At 46.4% G+C, this 16,057-nt stretch carries 15 protein-coding genes; 5 read left to right on the top strand and 10 right to left on the bottom strand.

Annotation, left to right across the window (positions count from 1 at the left end; genetic code table 11):
- Positions 1-30: 30 nt before the first annotated feature.
- A complete protein-coding gene (locus DOM22_RS06885; protein ID WP_142699660.1) occupies positions 31-312 on the bottom strand; it encodes a hypothetical protein in 282 nt (93 codons plus the stop codon).
- 119 nt (positions 313-431) lie between these two features.
- Between DOM22_RS06885 and DOM22_RS06880 the strand changes: the two genes are divergently transcribed.
- The gene (locus tag DOM22_RS06880) at positions 432-845 is read left to right on the top strand and encodes a hypothetical protein (protein WP_142699659.1); all 414 of its coding nucleotides are present in this window, start codon (positions 432-434) and stop codon (positions 843-845) included.
- Complete coding sequence (locus DOM22_RS06875) at positions 842-1,486, top strand: RluA family pseudouridine synthase (protein WP_168196593.1); 645 nt, start codon at positions 842-844, stop codon at positions 1,484-1,486. Before DOM22_RS06880 ends, DOM22_RS06875 begins: the two co-directional genes overlap by 4 nt.
- Before the next feature lie 56 nt (positions 1,487-1,542).
- On the opposite strand, the gene DOM22_RS06870 is transcribed toward DOM22_RS06875, so the two are convergent.
- The 5 genes from DOM22_RS06870 to DOM22_RS06850 all read right to left on the bottom strand — a co-directional run bounded on the left by DOM22_RS06870 (position 1,543) and on the right by DOM22_RS06850 (position 7,263).
- Complete coding sequence (locus tag DOM22_RS06870) at positions 1,543-3,552, bottom strand: ATP-dependent helicase (protein ID WP_142699657.1); 2,010 nt, start codon at positions 3,550-3,552, stop codon at positions 1,543-1,545.
- Between the two features lie 155 nt (positions 3,553-3,707).
- Positions 3,708-4,145: a hypothetical protein gene (locus DOM22_RS06865; protein WP_142699656.1), complete on the bottom strand. Its 438-nt coding sequence runs from the start codon at positions 4,143-4,145 to the stop codon at positions 3,708-3,710.
- Between the two features lie 13 nt (positions 4,146-4,158).
- Positions 4,159-5,094, bottom strand: a complete 936-nt coding sequence (locus tag DOM22_RS06860) for a hypothetical protein (protein WP_246845876.1) — start codon at positions 5,092-5,094, stop codon at positions 4,159-4,161.
- 24 nt (positions 5,095-5,118) lie between these two features.
- Complete coding sequence (fumC, locus tag DOM22_RS06855) at positions 5,119-6,501, bottom strand: class II fumarate hydratase (RefSeq protein WP_142699655.1); 1,383 nt, start codon at positions 6,499-6,501, stop codon at positions 5,119-5,121.
- On the bottom strand, positions 6,502-7,263 hold the full coding sequence (locus DOM22_RS06850) for an SDR family NAD(P)-dependent oxidoreductase (RefSeq protein ID WP_142699654.1): 762 nt from the start codon (positions 7,261-7,263) through the stop codon (positions 6,502-6,504).
- A 164-nt stretch (positions 7,264-7,427) separates the two neighbouring features.
- On the opposite strand from DOM22_RS06850, the gene DOM22_RS06845 reads away from it, so the two are divergent.
- Genes DOM22_RS06845 through DOM22_RS06835 form a run of 3 tightly spaced genes read left to right on the top strand, consistent with a single transcriptional unit; the run spans position 7,428 to position 9,237 of the window.
- Positions 7,428-7,829, top strand: coding sequence for a YchJ family protein (locus DOM22_RS06845; RefSeq protein ID WP_142699653.1), 402 nt, complete (start codon positions 7,428-7,430; stop codon positions 7,827-7,829).
- Positions 7,826-8,284 carry an EVE domain-containing protein gene (locus DOM22_RS06840; RefSeq protein WP_142699652.1) on the top strand — a complete coding sequence of 153 codons (459 nt, stop codon included), beginning with the start codon at positions 7,826-7,828 and terminating at the stop codon, positions 8,282-8,284. Before DOM22_RS06845 ends, DOM22_RS06840 begins: the two co-directional genes overlap by 4 nt.
- Positions 8,285-8,286: 2 nt before the next feature.
- Positions 8,287-9,237, top strand: a complete 951-nt coding sequence (locus tag DOM22_RS06835; protein WP_142699651.1) for a tRNA-dihydrouridine synthase — start codon at positions 8,287-8,289, stop codon at positions 9,235-9,237.
- Between the two features lie 77 nt (positions 9,238-9,314).
- On the opposite strand, the gene DOM22_RS06830 is transcribed toward DOM22_RS06835, so the two are convergent.
- From DOM22_RS06830 to DOM22_RS06815, 4 genes are all read right to left on the bottom strand, one after another.
- Positions 9,315-11,261 (bottom strand): ABC transporter permease, encoded by a 1,947-nt coding sequence (locus DOM22_RS06830; RefSeq protein WP_142699650.1) that lies wholly within the window; start codon positions 11,259-11,261, stop codon positions 9,315-9,317.
- Positions 11,262-11,296: 35 nt separating this feature from the next.
- Positions 11,297-12,298, bottom strand: coding sequence for an efflux RND transporter periplasmic adaptor subunit (locus tag DOM22_RS06825; RefSeq protein ID WP_142699649.1), 1,002 nt, complete (start codon positions 12,296-12,298; stop codon positions 11,297-11,299).
- Positions 12,295-13,572, bottom strand: coding sequence for a TolC family protein (locus tag DOM22_RS06820; protein ID WP_142699648.1), 1,278 nt, complete (start codon positions 13,570-13,572; stop codon positions 12,295-12,297). The genes DOM22_RS06825 and DOM22_RS06820 overlap by 4 nt, the downstream gene beginning before the upstream one ends.
- A gap of 107 nt (positions 13,573-13,679) precedes the next feature.
- A complete protein-coding gene (locus DOM22_RS06815; protein WP_210415703.1) occupies positions 13,680-16,031 on the bottom strand; it encodes a hypothetical protein in 2,352 nt (783 codons plus the stop codon).
- Positions 16,032-16,057: the final 26 nt, after the last annotated feature.

Raw genomic sequence — 16,057 nt, 5'->3', positions numbered from 1 at the left:
CGCCTTTTACCAGGGCTTGGGAAGTCCCTGTCACAATTGAAAAGGCGCGTCGCTTGCACTACGAACTCGCTCTGGGTCTAGGCGGGCGACTTCATCAGCCAAATAGGCTCTCATGTCCTCTATATCGTCGTTATACATCCATAGAAGCTCTTCACGAACTCGGGCCAGGCGAAGTTGCTGTTCCCGATTTAAAGGTCTTAAGTTCTCTATAAGACGCATCAGGTGCAAATCCACTTCGCGTTTGAAGTCACCATAGTCCAAATCGTCTTCATTTTTTAAAAACTCTAAAAACACCTCGATATCCGCATTCATGATTCCTCCTGAAGTTTATTTTAAAACTTCAGGGCCCTGGTCTCGAGATTCTCTGGGTAAACTTGCCAAAAATCATCCCAAGCACCTATAATGAGGACTCTTTATTACAAAGGAAAACCATGGCTCCTGAAATGGCAGCAAGCTATATCATCGGAATCTTCCCCTCCTTAGCTACTACGGGTGCGCACTATTGGTTTCATCAAAAGAAAACTAAAAGTTCTGCATTCCAACAACTGCAAAAGAACCTGGCGACGGTGCAAAAGTACTGGTGTGAATCTCAAAGCCGCATTTTGCCCTTAGAAGAAAACTCTCGAGCCCAAGATCACGAGGCTTTTAAAACCAGTTTGTACATCATGGGGTCATTGTTTGCATTTTTAAGCTGGGTGGGATTCATGTTTAACATGATCGTTCTGGCTTCGACTCGCAAACTGGCAATTTCCCGCTTTGAACAAAAGGTTTTCGCTTCTGAACTTTGCACGAAGAATCTTTCTGCTGCAGAAATTGAAATAATCCTAAAGGATTGCGAAGCGTGATATCATTAGAAATTGTCGCACGCGGTGAAGGTTGGCTTCTCATCAACAAGCCTCCAGGAGTTTCTGTTCACAACGACCCCCGCGATGTCGTCCACATTTTAGAAAAGCAATTAATTCCCGGAACTTTCGAGGGCATCCACCCTGTGCACCGCCTGGATAAAGAGACCAGCGGACTGCTGCTATTAGCCTTAAACACACGCATGGCCAAAGAATTGGCCGAGCAGCTTCAAGCCCGCAGCTGTGAAAAGTATTATTTCGCTTTGTTGCGTGGCTCGATGCCGATAACTGAAGAGTGGCAAAACTGGAACACGCCGATTTCAGACAAAGCCGAGGGACGCAACAATCCTCAGGGACTGGCGAAGGACCGCGTGGAAGCGCGCACAGATTTTAAGGTTATTAAATCAGATCAGTATACCTCGTTAATCGAAGTGAAACTATTCACGGGCCGACAACATCAAATTCGTAAACACGCCGCCCTCGCCAAACACGCAATCTTAGGGGATACCCGTTACGGGGACCCAAAATTCAATAAGCGCATCGCGGAGATTTATAAAACCGACAGAATGTTCCTGCACGCCGGAAAATTAAAAATTTCCATCAGCGGAAAAGAACACACCTTCGAAGCTCCCCGCGAATTCTAGCAAAAGAAAAAAGATCTCGAACAAATAAAAAGCCGGAATCTCTTCCGGCTTTTTATTTATTTTCCAATTTTACTATCTAATTTTGATAGGAAGCTTGCGACCAGGTCGTCGCGGGCTTGTCCACTTACCGGGCGTGCGCCCAATGGGTATTCTTTGTAAAGTTCTGTCGGGATTTCCAACAAGAAACGCGAAGGAACTGAAGGACGAACCACACCGTTCTTTTTACGCTGCTGACAACGAGACATCACCAGGCGATTTTTCGCACGTGTGACACCGACATAGAACAAACGACGTTCTTCATCGATATCAGAGCCCAGGTTTTTATGCGGAAGCAAATCTTCCTCGATCCCTGCCAAAATAACGACGGGGAATTCCAATCCTTTTGACGCATGCAATGTCATCAGTTGAACTTTGTTTTGATCTTCTTCTTCGTTGTGATCTTCACGAAGCATCATCGAATCGACGAACGATTTGATGTACTCCACTTCGTGGGCACGACGACCTAAGTAAGCATCCAGAATGCGACCCAAGATTTCGACCACGATCCACTTTTTCTCGGCAGAAGCTGGATCAGCGGCGGTATTCATCACATATTCTTTGTATCCCAATTGATCGAACAACTCGACAAGTTTTCCACCTGGTGACGAGCCGACACTGAAATCCAAAATATGCGTTGGCAGATATTCGATGAAACCTAATAGGTCCTCGATCGCCTCTCCCGTTTTTTCCGGGATTTCGGCGTCCCTCCAAAGACGACAAGCGTCCAGGAAACTGACTCTGCGTTTCTGCGAAAACTCCGTCAGCTTTTCAATTGTCGTATCACCCACCCCGCGGTTGGGAACGTTGATAATACGACGAAGCGAAACTTCATTCGGAGAGAATGACTGTTTTAAATAAGCCATGATGTCTTTGATCTCTTTACGATCAAAGATCGAAGTCCCGCCCGAGATATTGTATTGAATACCGGCGCGACGCAAAGACGCCTCGATCAGACCACCCTGAGTGTTGGAACGATACAAAACTGCAAAGTCTTTCAGCTTGTAACCTTCTTTTAAGAAATGCTGGATTTCCTGTACGACGAATTCACATTCGTCTTCCTCGCGCTCAAGAATAAAGACCTCAGGCAAAACACCTGTGTCTTTGGCGGCTTCGGCGCGCAGAACTTTGCCGTGACGATTTTTATTTTTAGAGATCGCCGCATTGGCAACCGCCAGGATTTCCCCCGACGAACGGTAATTACGCTCAAGCATAATCACTTCACATTTTTTGTGTTCATGCGGAAAATTCAAAATGTTTTTGATCTCAGCTCCACGCCAACCATAAATCGATTGGTCATCGTCGCCCACCACAGTGATATTGCTGTGAGGTTTCACGATTTGCTGGATTAAATCCATTTGCATGCGATTCGTATCCTGGAACTCATCGACCATGACTTGAGAAAACTGACTTTGGACTTTTTCTAAAATTTCCGGATGCTGCTTAAAAAGCTGCAAGGGCTTGATCAACAAACCTTCAAAATCCACCACACCCAGATGCTCCAGACGTTTTTCGAATTTTGGCGCCAGCACTTCCACCATCTCGTGGTATTCGTCAAAACCTTCGTGTGTGTGTGCCACTCCTGTACGACGGTCATTGATCATCGATAAAATCTTATCGATGTCGAATTTGTCTTTGCCCGAATTTGCGATGTTTTTGATGAGCTCTTTCAGAACAGCATTACAGTCCGTTTGATCGACGATACCGAAATGCGGAGAAAGGCCCGCGTGTTTATGAAAGCGACGCAGGATTTGCAAACCGAAGGAGTGGAAGGTACCAGCCCACAAGCCGTCCCCGGCTCCACCCAACTTTTGCTTTACACGATGTTTTAATTCGCGTGCGGCTTTGTTGGTAAAGGTCAAAACGCAGATCTCCGATGATTGCGCCACACGTTCAGAAATCATTCTTCCTGTACGTGAAACCAACACCGTCGTTTTGCCGGAACCCGCCCCTGCCAGAATCAGCAAGGGACCGAAGTTATGTTTAACAGCTTTTTGCTGTTCAGGGTTCAACCCCTTCAACCAATCCATGAAATCCAGTCTATCTTAAAAAAACAAAAACGTCGTACTTCCGTACGACGCATTAGAAAAATAAAGCGTCGCACTTTCATGCGACGCCAATCAATGTTTGCTGTTAAGCGTAACTCACGAAATTCGCTCCTGGAGCTTATTTCGCAGGCAATTGCCTATACGCGGTTGTGGATAAGTGTACGAACCTCATCTTCGAAAACAACTTCGATTTTGTCAGAAGCTGCATCTTTGATGAAACCCAAACCGAATTTAGGATGTTGCAATTTCGTGTTTTTCTCGAATTTGCCCTTCATGTTGTAAGTCGCAGTGGAACCACCGTTCGCCATCAACATTTCGTATTCGTTTTTATGAGATGATTTGCGCGAGTTCAAAGTTTGTTCGCGTTTTTTAGCTGCAGCACCTGTCAAAGGTTTGCCAGTTTTAGTCTGAGCTTTAGGAAGAGAATAAGTTTTTTGAGAACCGCAAATCTCACATTTGATTTTTGCAGAAGTTGCCGACGTGTGTGCCAAAACTACATGGTATCTATCAGCATCACATTTTTTACAGAATGCAAAAAAAGATTTCGCTACTGGCGGCAAAGTATTCATCGTCATTTCTATTCCTATCCTAGTATTGTTGTTTCAATTGATAAATCATTAGCTTGTCCTCTAACTTTTTCTGCGCAATTTCACCGGCGCTTAAAAAGAAAGGACCCTCTTCGCGTTCGATACGTTGTTGGAAGCCCAACATGCTGGTTTCGTCTTTTGGATCAATGAACGTCCCTGTCGGTCCGTAGTGTTCCAAAAACGCCAAGTCTTCCTCTTTATTGAAAAACTTCTCCCAACAATGAGTATTAACTCGAACACGGTAAGTTATAGTTTTAGCATGAGAATGCACCGGAGCGTAAGCCCCAATCACCTCTAAATGTCCATAATGCGAATGAAGCTTCAATGCTGGGCTGCCCCATTGAGTCATCCCAGAGCACTGCTCGACATTGGCATACCACAAACCGAAGGCTTTCGAGAGGAAGCCCAGCCCATAAAACTGCTCTTCCTTCGGTAATAACGAATTAACCGAGCATAGGTTGTGAGCCACCCACTCCCCTTTGTGCATTGTGGGGATAATAATAAACAAAGAAAGTGGGACCCAATCCATCTCGTCAAGGGATTCGATCTCCTTTAAAACTTTGGAAGCTTTGATGGGACTCAGTGACGCGGGGTATTTTTTCGGATCCAAAACCTCGCGAACCAGCTTGGAAAGCACCTTTGGGCGAGCCGCAAATCCCGCAACAAATCCTGGCATCACCGCACAGTCATAGAAAACCCAACGAGGCATCGCCATATTGGAGGGACCAAATGCCCGCTCTTCGATGGATAAAATACGATCAGCAAAAGCAATCTCAGTGATGTCGAGGGGATCTTTAAAGATCGGACTTTGTTTGAACCAATCGAGTTTATGAAAAGAGCCAGGCTGAGCAATTTCATTTTCTTCACGCACGAACACGTAAGGACGGATGTCCTCATTGCTCAACCAACTTGCCTTCTTCAGTAACTCATTAATCAACTACGTACTCCGGTCTTAAGGGGCCTATCGGCCAACCATATCTTCAGGTCTAACTAGTTTATCAAATTCTTCGCCGCTGAGGAGTCCAAGATTGATGGCTTCTTCGCGCAGCGTAGTGCCATTTTTGTGGGCAGTTTTAGCGATTTTCGCCGAATTGTCGTACCCAATCTTAGGATTCAGCGCCGTTACCAGCATCAACGAGTTGTCGAGATGCTTTTTAATTTGCTTCTGATTCGCTTCAATTCCCGACACGCAGTGATCGACAAACGACTCACAGGCATCTGAGATCAAACGTATTGAGTTTAATACGTTAAACACGATCACAGGCTTAAACACATTCAATTCAAAGTGCCCCGTCGCTCCTCCGATAGTCACAGCGACGTGATTTCCCATCACCTGCGCACAGACCATAGTCATAGCCTCGCACTGAGTGGGATTCACTTTGCCCGGCATAATCGAACTGCCCGGCTCGTTTTCTGGTAAATGCAACTCTCCAATACCACAACGTGGTCCAGAACCCAACAAGCGAATGTCATTCGCGATTTTCATCAAAGAAACGGCGATGGTGTTTAATGCCCCGCTGACTTCAACCAAGGCATCGTGACTGGCTAAGGCTTCAAATTTGTTTTCTGCGGATACAAATGGAATTTTTGTCTCGCGTGCGATTTCCGCGGCTGCCTCGACTGCGAATTTTGGATGAGTATTAAGTCCCGTCCCAACGGCAGTTCCACCCAGTGCCAACTCATGAAGATGCGGCAGAGTGTTTTTAATTCGGCGAATGCCATGTTTTACTTGTGTCGAGTAACCTGAAAACTCTTGTCCTAACGTAAGCGGAGTTGCATCCATCAAATGTGTGCGACCGATTTTTACGATATCGTTAAACTCTTTTTGTTTTTCTGAAAGAGCCAGATAAAGTTTTTCCATCATCGGAATCAGACGGTGATAAACCTGTTCGCCGACTGCAATGTGCATCGCCGTCGGGAAAGTATCATTCGAGGACTGGCCTTTGTTCACGTCATCATTCGGATGAATTTCTTTGGAGGGAAGTTTTACGCCCATCATATCCATGGCGCGATTGGCGATAACTTCATTGGCATTCATATTGGTCTGAGTGCCCGAACCTGTTTGCCACACAACCAACGGGAAATGCGCATCAAGTTTTCCAGAGATCACTTCATCGGCGGCTTTGACAATAACGTCGGCTTTTTTCGCATCCAAGATGCCCAGCTTTTGATTTGTCAGGGCCGCACTTTTTTTAAGGATGCCCAAGGCACGAATCATCTCGCGCGGGAATTTATCGCCACCGATTTTGAAATTTTCAGTCGAACGTTGGGTTTGCGCGCCCCAAAATTTATCAGCGGGAACTTGCACATCCCCCATGGTGTCTTTCTCTGTACGGAAACTCATTTACGACCTCCTGTTGACCATTCCAACATGCGCCTGGTCCGTTGGGTAAATCACAAGTTCTTGTATGTTCACATGCGCCGGACGAGCCACGCACCAAGCAATTGTTTCTGCCACGTCCTTGGGTTCAAGTGGCATCATACCTTCGTAAACTTTGTCTGCCTTCTTTTGATCATCAAATCGTACAAATGAAAACTCAGTGTGAACCATGCCGGGCTCAATATTGGTTACGCGGACTTTCGTGCCCAGCAAATCCATACGCAGGCCCTCTGAAAGTGCACGCACGGCAAATTTAGTAGCACAGTACACTCCCCCGCCCGGATAGGTCCATCGGCCCGCAACGGAACCCAAGTTTACGATGTGGCCGGAATTTTTTTTGACCATGTGTTCAACCACTCCGCGAGTGATGAAAAGCAAACCTTTGATGTTCGTATCGATCATCGTCTCCCAGTCATCCAAAGAGCCGTCTTGCATTTTGTCGGTGCCCTTTGCCAGGCCCGCATTATTCACAAGCACTTCCACGTTTGGCAAATCCGCTTGGTGGGCTTTCATAAATTCACTCACTTCAAAACGATCAGAAACGTCAAAGCTGGCTTTGATGACTTTGATCTGAGGGAATTTTTTATGAAGAGTGGCTTCCAATTCATCAAGCCTGTCCATGCGGCGACCTGTGATAATTAATGAAAAATGTTGAGCCGCTAAAGCCTCTGCTGTCGCCCAACCAATACCCGCCGTTGCCCCAGTAATCAGAGCCCATCTTTGCATACGCACCTCACAATGAAATTATTGTAGGGCCTGCCCTCTCAAAAAGGTACGCCGTACCCATTGGGGATGCGCCGCGTTCCCTGCCGAATCTGGACTCCCAAAGAGAGGGCAATTTTGCTTTTGCAGGTGCTTTTTGGGCGCGCACTGTGTTAGGTTGCCTCCCTATGAAATGCCCATGCGGATCCGACAAAAACTATAGTGAATGTTGTGGTGTCTACCACTCTGGAAAAGCGACAGCGCCAACGGCGGAAGCCTTGATGCGTTCTCGTTATGCTGCTTTTGCGAAAAATCAAATGCAGTACTTGCGCGATACAACCGACCCTCAATCTTTGGGCGACATCGATGATGAAGCGAACCAAGAATGGGCCGAGCGCGCTAAATTCTTAAAACTTGAAATTATTAAAGCTGAAGAAAAAGCCAACAAAGGAACTGTTGAATTCAAAGCTTTCTATTCCGTTGATGACGAAGAATACGTTCATCACGAAGTTTCCACTTTCCGCCGTCAAGAGGGCCAATGGTTCTTTAAATCCGGCAAAGTGAAAGAAACTAAAGAGGCGCAGTCATGAAATATTGGTTGATGAAATCTGAGCCTGACGTTTACTCCATCGATCAGTTGAAAAAAGATTCAACGACCTGGTGGGAAGGTGTGCGCAATTACCAAGCTCGCAACTTTATGCAAAAAGATATGCAAGTGGGCGATATGGTTTTGTTCTATCACTCCAATGCCGAACCACCTGGTGTCGCTGGCCTTGCCCGTATTTCTCACGTGGCAGAGCCAGATAAAGCCCAGTTTGATAAAAAATCTGAATACTTTGATGCCAAAGCGACCAAAGAAAAACCCATCTGGTATTGCACGCAAGTGGAATACGTTCAGAAATTTTCTGAGATCGTTTCTTTGCAAGAGCTTCGCGATAACCCGAAATTGTCAGACATGCTGGTTTTGGCCAAAGGTTCCCGCCTTTCCGTGCAGCCTGTGGATAAAAAGCATTTTGATATCGTGAAAAAGATGGGCGGACTCTAGACATGAAGCTTTTCTTGGCTCCGATGGAAGGTGTTGTCGACTGGGTGATGAGAGATACTCTTACTCAGATCGGTGGCGTGGATCAGTGCGTGACAGAATTCTTACGCGTCACCGATCGCCTGCATCCCGAGAGCGTGTTTCTTAAAAACTGTCCTGAACTTCGCACGGGCTCCCGCACACGCTGGGGCACACCGGTGTTCGTACAGCTTTTAGGAGGTCAAGCCGAGCCGTTAGCTTTGAATGCTGAACGTGCCGTCAAACTCGGAGCCTTAGGTATTGATTTGAATTTTGGCTGCCCAGCTAAAACTGTGAACCGTCACGATGGTGGCGCTTCGTTGCTAAAATCCTGCGACCGTGTTCACACGATCGTGGATACAGTTCGTAAGGCTGTACCAGCTCACGTACCAGTGACTGCGAAAATCCGTCTGGGTTTTGACGATCCCACAAAATGTATTGACATTGCGCAAGCAGTTGAAGCAGCGAACGCTTCCTGGCTGACGATCCACTGCCGTACAAAGACAGATGGTTACAAACCACCTGCGTACTGGGAATGGATCCCTCGCATTAAAGAAAAAACTAAGATCAAGATTATCGCGAATGGCGAAATCTGGAATGTTCATGATTTTCACCGCTGCGTGGAAGTCACGGGCTGCGACGATTACATGATTGGCCGTGGAGTGATGAGCAACCCGTTTATTTTTAAACAGATCAAACAAAGCCTCAAACAAGAGACTGTCGAAGAAATGAACTGGCAACGTGCGAAGCCTTTGCTTCCGCAGTTCTTTGCTGCCAGCACTGAGTACATCAATGACTATTTCGCAGTTTCCCGCACGAAACAGTGGTTGAAGGCTTTGTCGTTGAAAAATACCGAGGCAAAAGAAGTTTTCGACCAAATCAAGATCTTAAAAAAACCCCAAGAATTCCACTCCCACCTTCTAAAAGTTACCGAATAGGTACGGACACCATTTGTCCATAAACCGTTCCCGGTAATTAAAAAGAACAATCGGTTATGGACAAAGTGTGTCCGTACCTATTCGTGGCGAAGGGCATCGATCGGATGAAGTTCTGAGGCTTTCTTTGCCGGGTAAAGACCGAAGACGATGCCGATGAAGGCAGAGAAAAAGAAGGACAGGCCCACTGCATTTGCAGAGATGGACATGGGCCAACCCATTGCTGCCGCTAAGCCTGCAGTTACTCCCCAGGCCAGAGCAATCCCCAACAATCCACCGATCACCGAAACCACGACGGATTCTGCCAGGAATTGCATTAAGATATCTATCTTGCGGCCGCCGACGGCTTTGCGCAGACCGATCTCACGAGTTCTTTCTGTGACCGACACCAACATAATGTTCATGATCCCGATACCACCGACCAACAATGAAATAGCGGCGATGGAGCTTAAAAGCATCGACATGGTTTTACTGCTGCTTTCGATCGCTTGCTGAAGGTCCGCCATGTTGAAGATTTGGAACGCATCGCTTTGAGCAGACAAAGGCACCCGATGGCGTTTATTTAAAACTTCCTTCAGTGAGGATTGAGTTTCGTCGATCAATTCTTTTTGCGCAACCTCAACGTCGACAGAGTCCACGTAGTTCTTACCAAACATGCGATACATTGCGGTTTGCACGGGAATGACGATGCGGTCGTCTTGGTCATTCGGACCTTGCGCACCTTTTTCTGGGAGCATTCCGATCACGGTGAAATTGATTTTATTAATTTTGATCACTTCGCCCATCGGGGATTTATCACCGAATAGCTCTCTTGAAACAGTTCTGCCAATGACCGCCACCAAAGCGCGGCGTTGATTTTCGTCATCCGAAAAAAAACGGCCTAACACAGGTTCTGCGTTTCTTACCTCGACAAATGCCGTCGATACCCCTACAACGGAGGTATTCCAGTTTTTATTAAGATAAGTAACTTGGCCCCGTCCATTTACATTTGAAACAATATTTTTAATCGAAGGGATTTGGGCTTTCAAGGCTGCCACGTCATCGGTGGTTATACGAATCCTTACGCCCGACTCCTGGGCAACCCCCGCCACACGCACATTCCCCGCGCGCAAAATTAAAAGATTAGAGCCCATAGATGACAATTGCTTTTCAATCGATTGCTGCGCGCCTGCGCCCAATGCCAGCATAGTGACGACTGCTGCGACACCAATCAAAATACCCAGCATGGAAAGTCCTGAACGAACTTTGTTGGCTGCCAACGTTTTCCAACCTTGGTGGAAGTGCTCAATCAACTCGCCAAAGTGAAAAGCTGAATCCAAGGACTGATCCGATAGCGGGGCGTTGCTTTTATTCAAAGGCACTTTACGCTCGTCACTTTGCACGACGCCGTCACGCATACGGATCAAGCGATTGGCTTGCGCCCCGATTTCTTCTTCGTGGGTGACGATAACGACCGTGATACCTTGAGCATTCAAGGATTTTAGAATATCCATGATCTCTTTTTCACTTTTCGAGTCCAAGTTTCCTGTGGGTTCATCGGCGAAAATGATACGAGGATTATTAATTAAAGACCGTGCGATTGCCACACGTTGCTGCTGACCACCTGATAACTCATTCGGTTTATGATCACCCCGAGTGCCCAAGCCTACTTTTCCCAGAAGCACTTCGGCCTTAGAGAAATCAAATTTCTTTTCAGAATATAAAAGCGGCAAAGACACGTTTTGCCACGCCGGCATTCTTGGCAGCAGATTGAACTGCTGAAAGATAAAACCGATTTCATCGCGGCGTAAGATCGCGAGCTCATCTTCAGAAAGTTTTGAAACCTCGCGACCATGAAGTTTATAGGAGCCCGCTGTCGGCACGTCCAATAAACCCAAGATATGCATCAGCGTCGACTTACCAGAGCCCGAAGGTCCCATGATTGCGACAAAGTCGCCATCTTCAATGGTCAAAGTCACATCTCGAAGGGCCTCGACGATGTTGTCTCCCATTTTATATGATTTTTTTATGCCGCTAATTTCAATCATAATCTGCTCACAATCAAACGTTTAATAACTTAAAACTATCTTGGAGGACCGCCGGCGCCTCCAGATTTACGATTGCTGCCACCCTTGTTGCCGAATGGTGAAAAGGGATTTGAACCTTGTTTGCCACCGGAAGACAATTTCACTTCCTGAACCATGGCAATTTCGCCCTCTTCTGCGCCCTCTAGGATTTCCGTCAATTTTCCGTCAGTGATACCGACTTTAACTTCACGGTTCTGAGGCTTGCCATCAGCACCCTGGATCATCAAGTACGTGGATCCACTTTGCACACGCAGAGCTTCACTGGCTACAACCAGGATATCTTTTTTATTCTTCACATAGAAAGTCACGTTCGCTGTCATCCCCGAGCGCATGAACTCCGGAGTTTTACCTTCCGGTAAAGCATCAACGATATAAGTCGTCACACTGTTGACGGTTTTTGAGTCGAAAGCAATTTGGTCAGCCGTGGCTTTGATTTTCTCGCCGGGATAAGCATCCAAAACGATTTCGGCCTGTTCTTTTAATTTGATTTGGGAAATATCAGTCTCGTCCACTTGGGCTTTGACGGTTAAGCGATCTGACATCGTCAAAATCGCGTCAGCCGTGGTGAAAGTTTGACCGGGTTCAACACTTCTTAAAATGATCGTTCCTGAAATCGGCGCCATGATCGGAGTGGCAAGATAAAGATCCGCCCAACGCTTGTACTCTTCAGCACCTTTCGCTCGGGCTGCATCCAGCATCGCAGCTCTTTCCGTCGAACTCATGATCGCGATGATTTGACCTTTCACGACCTTTTGTCCCTCACGAACCAGGACTTGCTCCATACGCCCCGCCACCGGAGCTTTGATCTCAAGACGGTTTTCGGGTTGCACCGTTCCCGTCGCCAAAATCGTAACTTCGATATTGCCTTTTTTTAGGGGCAGGCGTTTGTATGTCACTTCATTTTGCTTACTTTGATTCCAGGAGTAGTATCCACCACCGCCCAGAACTAACACAGCGACAACGGCCCAGGTGATTTTATTTTTAAATAGATTCTTCATAGCAACGCTCCCACACCTTGAGCTCTTTCCCACGCGGCTTCCGCAACAATGCGATCGCGTTTCGAGGCTAGATACAGTTTGGTTTTATTGATCAGATCGGTTTCAATATTGTCCCAGTCCTCAAAAGACATCAGACCATTGTTGTATTTGGCGCGTGCAATATCAGCACGTGTACGCGCCGCTTGCACAAAAGCTTCATAGACTGACAATTGCTCAACTGCTTCGACATAGTCTTTGTATGCTTTCTTTAAACTGGATAGCAGGGTGCGATCAATACCCGCCAGATTGCTTTTCGCAGCATACAGCTGGGATGTCTGACTTTTGGTCGCATAGTAATCACGGCCACCGTTAAACAAAGGCAAAGTCAAAGTTGCCCCCAACGTCCAACGATCCTGATTGTTGGGATAAAAGTTATTACCGTAATCACCCATTGTTGCTGACAGATCCAAACTTGGGAAAAATCCTGAGCGCGCATTTTTAACCGAAGCCTCTGAAACTTCCACTTGCGCCTGGTAAGTTTGACGGTCCGGCGTTGACGCAGCAATCGATTTGAAATCCGGCTCTTTTGATGGTGGACTCATCAAAGGAATTTCTTCCTTGATGTTCAGTGGTTCGTCGCCATCGAAACCGATTACTTTTTTAAGATCCGCTTCGCTGGTATCACGATCATGCTTGGCTTTCAAGTTATCCAATTGCGCTTGCTTGTAGTTCGCTTGCGATAAAAGCAAGGAACCTTTGTTCTCGCGACCACTTTCATAGCGCAGTTGAACAATACGCAAATTGTCGTTACGGCGCTTTACGATTTCTTCAGAAATCTTAATGGAATCTGTCGCGAAAATGGCAAACGCAAAAGCAGACTTAAGATCATAGCTCACTTGTGAACGTGTCGTGCGCAAGGCGGCGTCTGAAACCTTCATTTGTCCACGAGCTTGTTCGACCTTAGATGAATCCGCAAATCCCTTAAACACATTTTGCGATGCACTTAAATAGGCAGAGTAAGCTCCCCCTGATGAGGAGTCTGCTCCAGTGGTGTTGTCCGTGGTACCCGTTTGCGCATAACCCAGGTTCGCTGAAAGTTGTGGGAAATATCCGCTCTTGTTACTTTCAACGGTGTATTTGCTGGCATTCAAAGACTCTTCAGAAAACTGCAAATCGGCGTTATTCTTTTTAACAAGATTAAGAGCCTCTTGATATGTCAAAGGCTGCTGGGCCCACACAAGTGACGAACAGACCGTCATTGAAATCGTGATGAAAAACACTCTGCAACTACGCATAGCAGATCCTCTTTCCTCTTACCATTAGCTCCGGAATACGAGGGGAAGTCAAACTTCCCGCAGTGTTCCGAAGCTCATATTTAGAGTATAGAAGAATTGTGTAAAGACTAAGGAGACGCCTCGTATCGAGCCGCAGGTCCTTTTTTATAGGCGGTCTTGTTAAATTCAGCGACGGATTGCTTGAATGCTTCTTTGATTCGCTTTTGCTCAAGCTTGGTTAGATAAAGGTCAGGGCTTTGCCCCATCAGGAGTTTTACGGAGCCCTGATTAAGTGTATCCGTACGCATGTCGATACCGAAAGTAACACCCTCGAGCTTATTTGGATCCATGACAGAACCCAAGTTTTTACGCAGAAGCTTTTCAATCGACTCCCCGTGCGTACTTAAAGAGTTTCTAGCCTCCGCTGACTTAACCCCGTCATTAACAAAAGCAAAACGCATTTTAGACGCATACTTGCTATCTGCCACTCGGCTTAGAACTTTGACTTTCTCCTGCTCACTTAAAGGCTTGGTTGCAATCGCCACGCAGTCATCACCTGAACAAACGGATTTGATTTTTCCAGGTTCCACGGATTCAGTCACGACCTTTGTGAAAAACTGCTTTTGAGTGTTTACGTCGTGGGTCACAGTTTTTTCAGCCTTACGAGCCTCGCTTAATGCCATATCTAAATCTTTGGATTTAGCCAAAGCATCAGCGGTGCCTTTCATGTTGGAAGCACCCAACCCAACAAAGTCCATAGTGAAACCACCTTGGGCGGCATCATTCAAATTGGCACTTTCACGCTTGGCGATCATCAGGCCCGGTGAAAATTCATCGCTGGTTTTCACATAGCGCTGCAGATCTTCAACAGTTTTATCGGAAAGAGTTGAAAGCTTATAGCGATTTGACAATGCTGACTTAATCGTCGCAGAGTCGCCCATGTTCTTACGAACGATATCAAAAACCTCGGGCTTAAAGGTATCACCCTCTACCAATTTCGTCTGCCCCAGTTGCTGCTGCAAAGAAACGCGGTCTTGTTCAACGGATTGAATTTTGGCGTTTAAGTCTGATTTCAGTTTTGAATCACTATAGGAAACCAGCTCGCCCGGTTCTGTTTTTCTGGCATAGCGAGCGGCAATTCCCGCCTCATCCGCGGTTTTGCCGAAACCTGCTTTGAAATAGTCCTGCGGCCTATCACTGGAACGCAAAAGGTCGTTGTCCTTCATGTACCTGGAAAACTCGTCATTGGATTCTTTGAAAAGAGTCGCCAGACGCTTTTCCAAATCTTTAGGAACTTTACCCTCAAAAGCAAAGCGCAAAGACTTGAAATCGGAATACTCGGAAATTTTTAAGTCCGGGAATTCCTTTTGCAGGTCTTCCATACGTTTTAAGACGAGGTCTTTGTGATAGTTCGTTAAACTAGTCACAAGGTTCTTGTCTTTCAGATTGTCATTTAAATATTTCATCTGACTGTTTTCGATATTCACGAAATAGGCGTTGGCGTCTTTGCCTTTCTCAGCCAAGGCGATGAATTTTTCATTCTGGGCAACGGTCGTGGGATTATAGTCCACGTACTTTTTGATAAAATCCGTACGCCCCGCGAAAGCACTTACTTTTACAGCTTCCGCATCAAGGGCTTCCATTTTACTCAAGGCTTTAACTGCCCGAGCACCCTTAAAAGCAGCACCCGCCAGCAAAGTAGGATCAATCACCTGCCCCACAGCATAACAAGCCATCTCGGCTTGTGCCTTGGAAGTATAGCAATTGAACTTCTGGTATTCTTTTTTCAACTTCGCTTTGATGATCGCAGACAAATCCGCAAGCTTTGCCTTTTGGGATTCTGTCAGCTCATTGTCCTGCGGATGCATTTCTGGTGGTTTCGTATTCGGCACGCTTCTGTGCATCGATTGCAAATAGGCCTTGCGATCCTGAACTTGAACAAACAAAGCGGTTGCAGAGATCTTTCCTAATGCCTCATCCGACATCGAGGCGTAACGTGGATCATCTTTTACCAGATCCTTTTTGCAGGCCAAGGACTGATTACACTGTGATACAAATTCGGAACGAAGTTTTTCGTTGGTTTTAATATTTTCCCAAGTAGCATCGATCTGATTACCCAGCCCGACGACCATGTCTTTCAAAGCGATACCTGTATCGATTAAAGAGTTTTTGTAACCGCGAAGGCAAGACTTCACTTCATCAGCGGCGGTGTTTTCTTCTGCTTGTGAACATAAACTAGCAACGTCACACTTCGCTATCAAACCAGCATGAGCAGAATTTTCCGACGCCAACTCATCGCACTTTAAAGCTTTACTTTCAATCGCACACTGATTGGCAAATTGTGCAAGGACACTGGACGAAGAGGACTGTGGCGAGCACGCCACGTTTGTGCACGCAGCAAGTACACCCACGTCGGCGACAGCCCACGTATGTTTGCCGAACAGGATTATGAAAATCAGGACCAAAACGCGCACTTGCAATCAACTTCCTTGAATATTTTTTGATT

The sequence above is a fragment of the Bdellovibrio sp. ZAP7 genome (assembly GCF_006874645.1).
Lineage (GTDB): Bacteria > Bdellovibrionota > Bdellovibrionia > Bdellovibrionales > Bdellovibrionaceae > Bdellovibrio.
This window is presented reverse-complemented; position numbering and strand designations above follow the sequence as displayed.

Coding starts and splice junctions, on each gene's coding strand:
- DOM22_RS06820 (WP_142699648.1), bottom strand. CDS start 13,572: ATGCGTAGTTGCAGAGTGTTTTTCATCACGATTTCAATGACGGTCTGT.
- DOM22_RS06850 (WP_142699654.1), bottom strand. CDS start 7,263: ATGCAAAGATGGGCTCTGATTACTGGGGCAACGGCGGGTATTGGTTGG.
- DOM22_RS06825 (WP_142699649.1), bottom strand. CDS start 12,298: ATGAAGAATCTATTTAAAAATAAAATCACCTGGGCCGTTGTCGCTGTG.
- DOM22_RS06840 (WP_142699652.1), top strand. CDS start 7,826: ATGAAATATTGGTTGATGAAATCTGAGCCTGACGTTTACTCCATCGAT.
- fumC (WP_142699655.1), bottom strand. CDS start 6,501: ATGAGTTTCCGTACAGAGAAAGACACCATGGGGGATGTGCAAGTTCCC.
- DOM22_RS06870 (WP_142699657.1), bottom strand. CDS start 3,552: ATGGATTGGTTGAAGGGGTTGAACCCTGAACAGCAAAAAGCTGTTAAA.
- DOM22_RS06830 (WP_142699650.1), bottom strand. CDS start 11,261: ATGATTGAAATTAGCGGCATAAAAAAATCATATAAAATGGGAGACAAC.
- DOM22_RS06865 (WP_142699656.1), bottom strand. CDS start 4,145: ATGACGATGAATACTTTGCCGCCAGTAGCGAAATCTTTTTTTGCATTC.
- DOM22_RS06880 (WP_142699659.1), top strand. CDS start 432: ATGGCTCCTGAAATGGCAGCAAGCTATATCATCGGAATCTTCCCCTCC.
- DOM22_RS06845 (WP_142699653.1), top strand. CDS start 7,428: ATGAAATGCCCATGCGGATCCGACAAAAACTATAGTGAATGTTGTGGT.
- DOM22_RS06835 (WP_142699651.1), top strand. CDS start 8,287: ATGAAGCTTTTCTTGGCTCCGATGGAAGGTGTTGTCGACTGGGTGATG.
- DOM22_RS06885 (WP_142699660.1), bottom strand. CDS start 312: ATGAATGCGGATATCGAGGTGTTTTTAGAGTTTTTAAAAAATGAAGAC.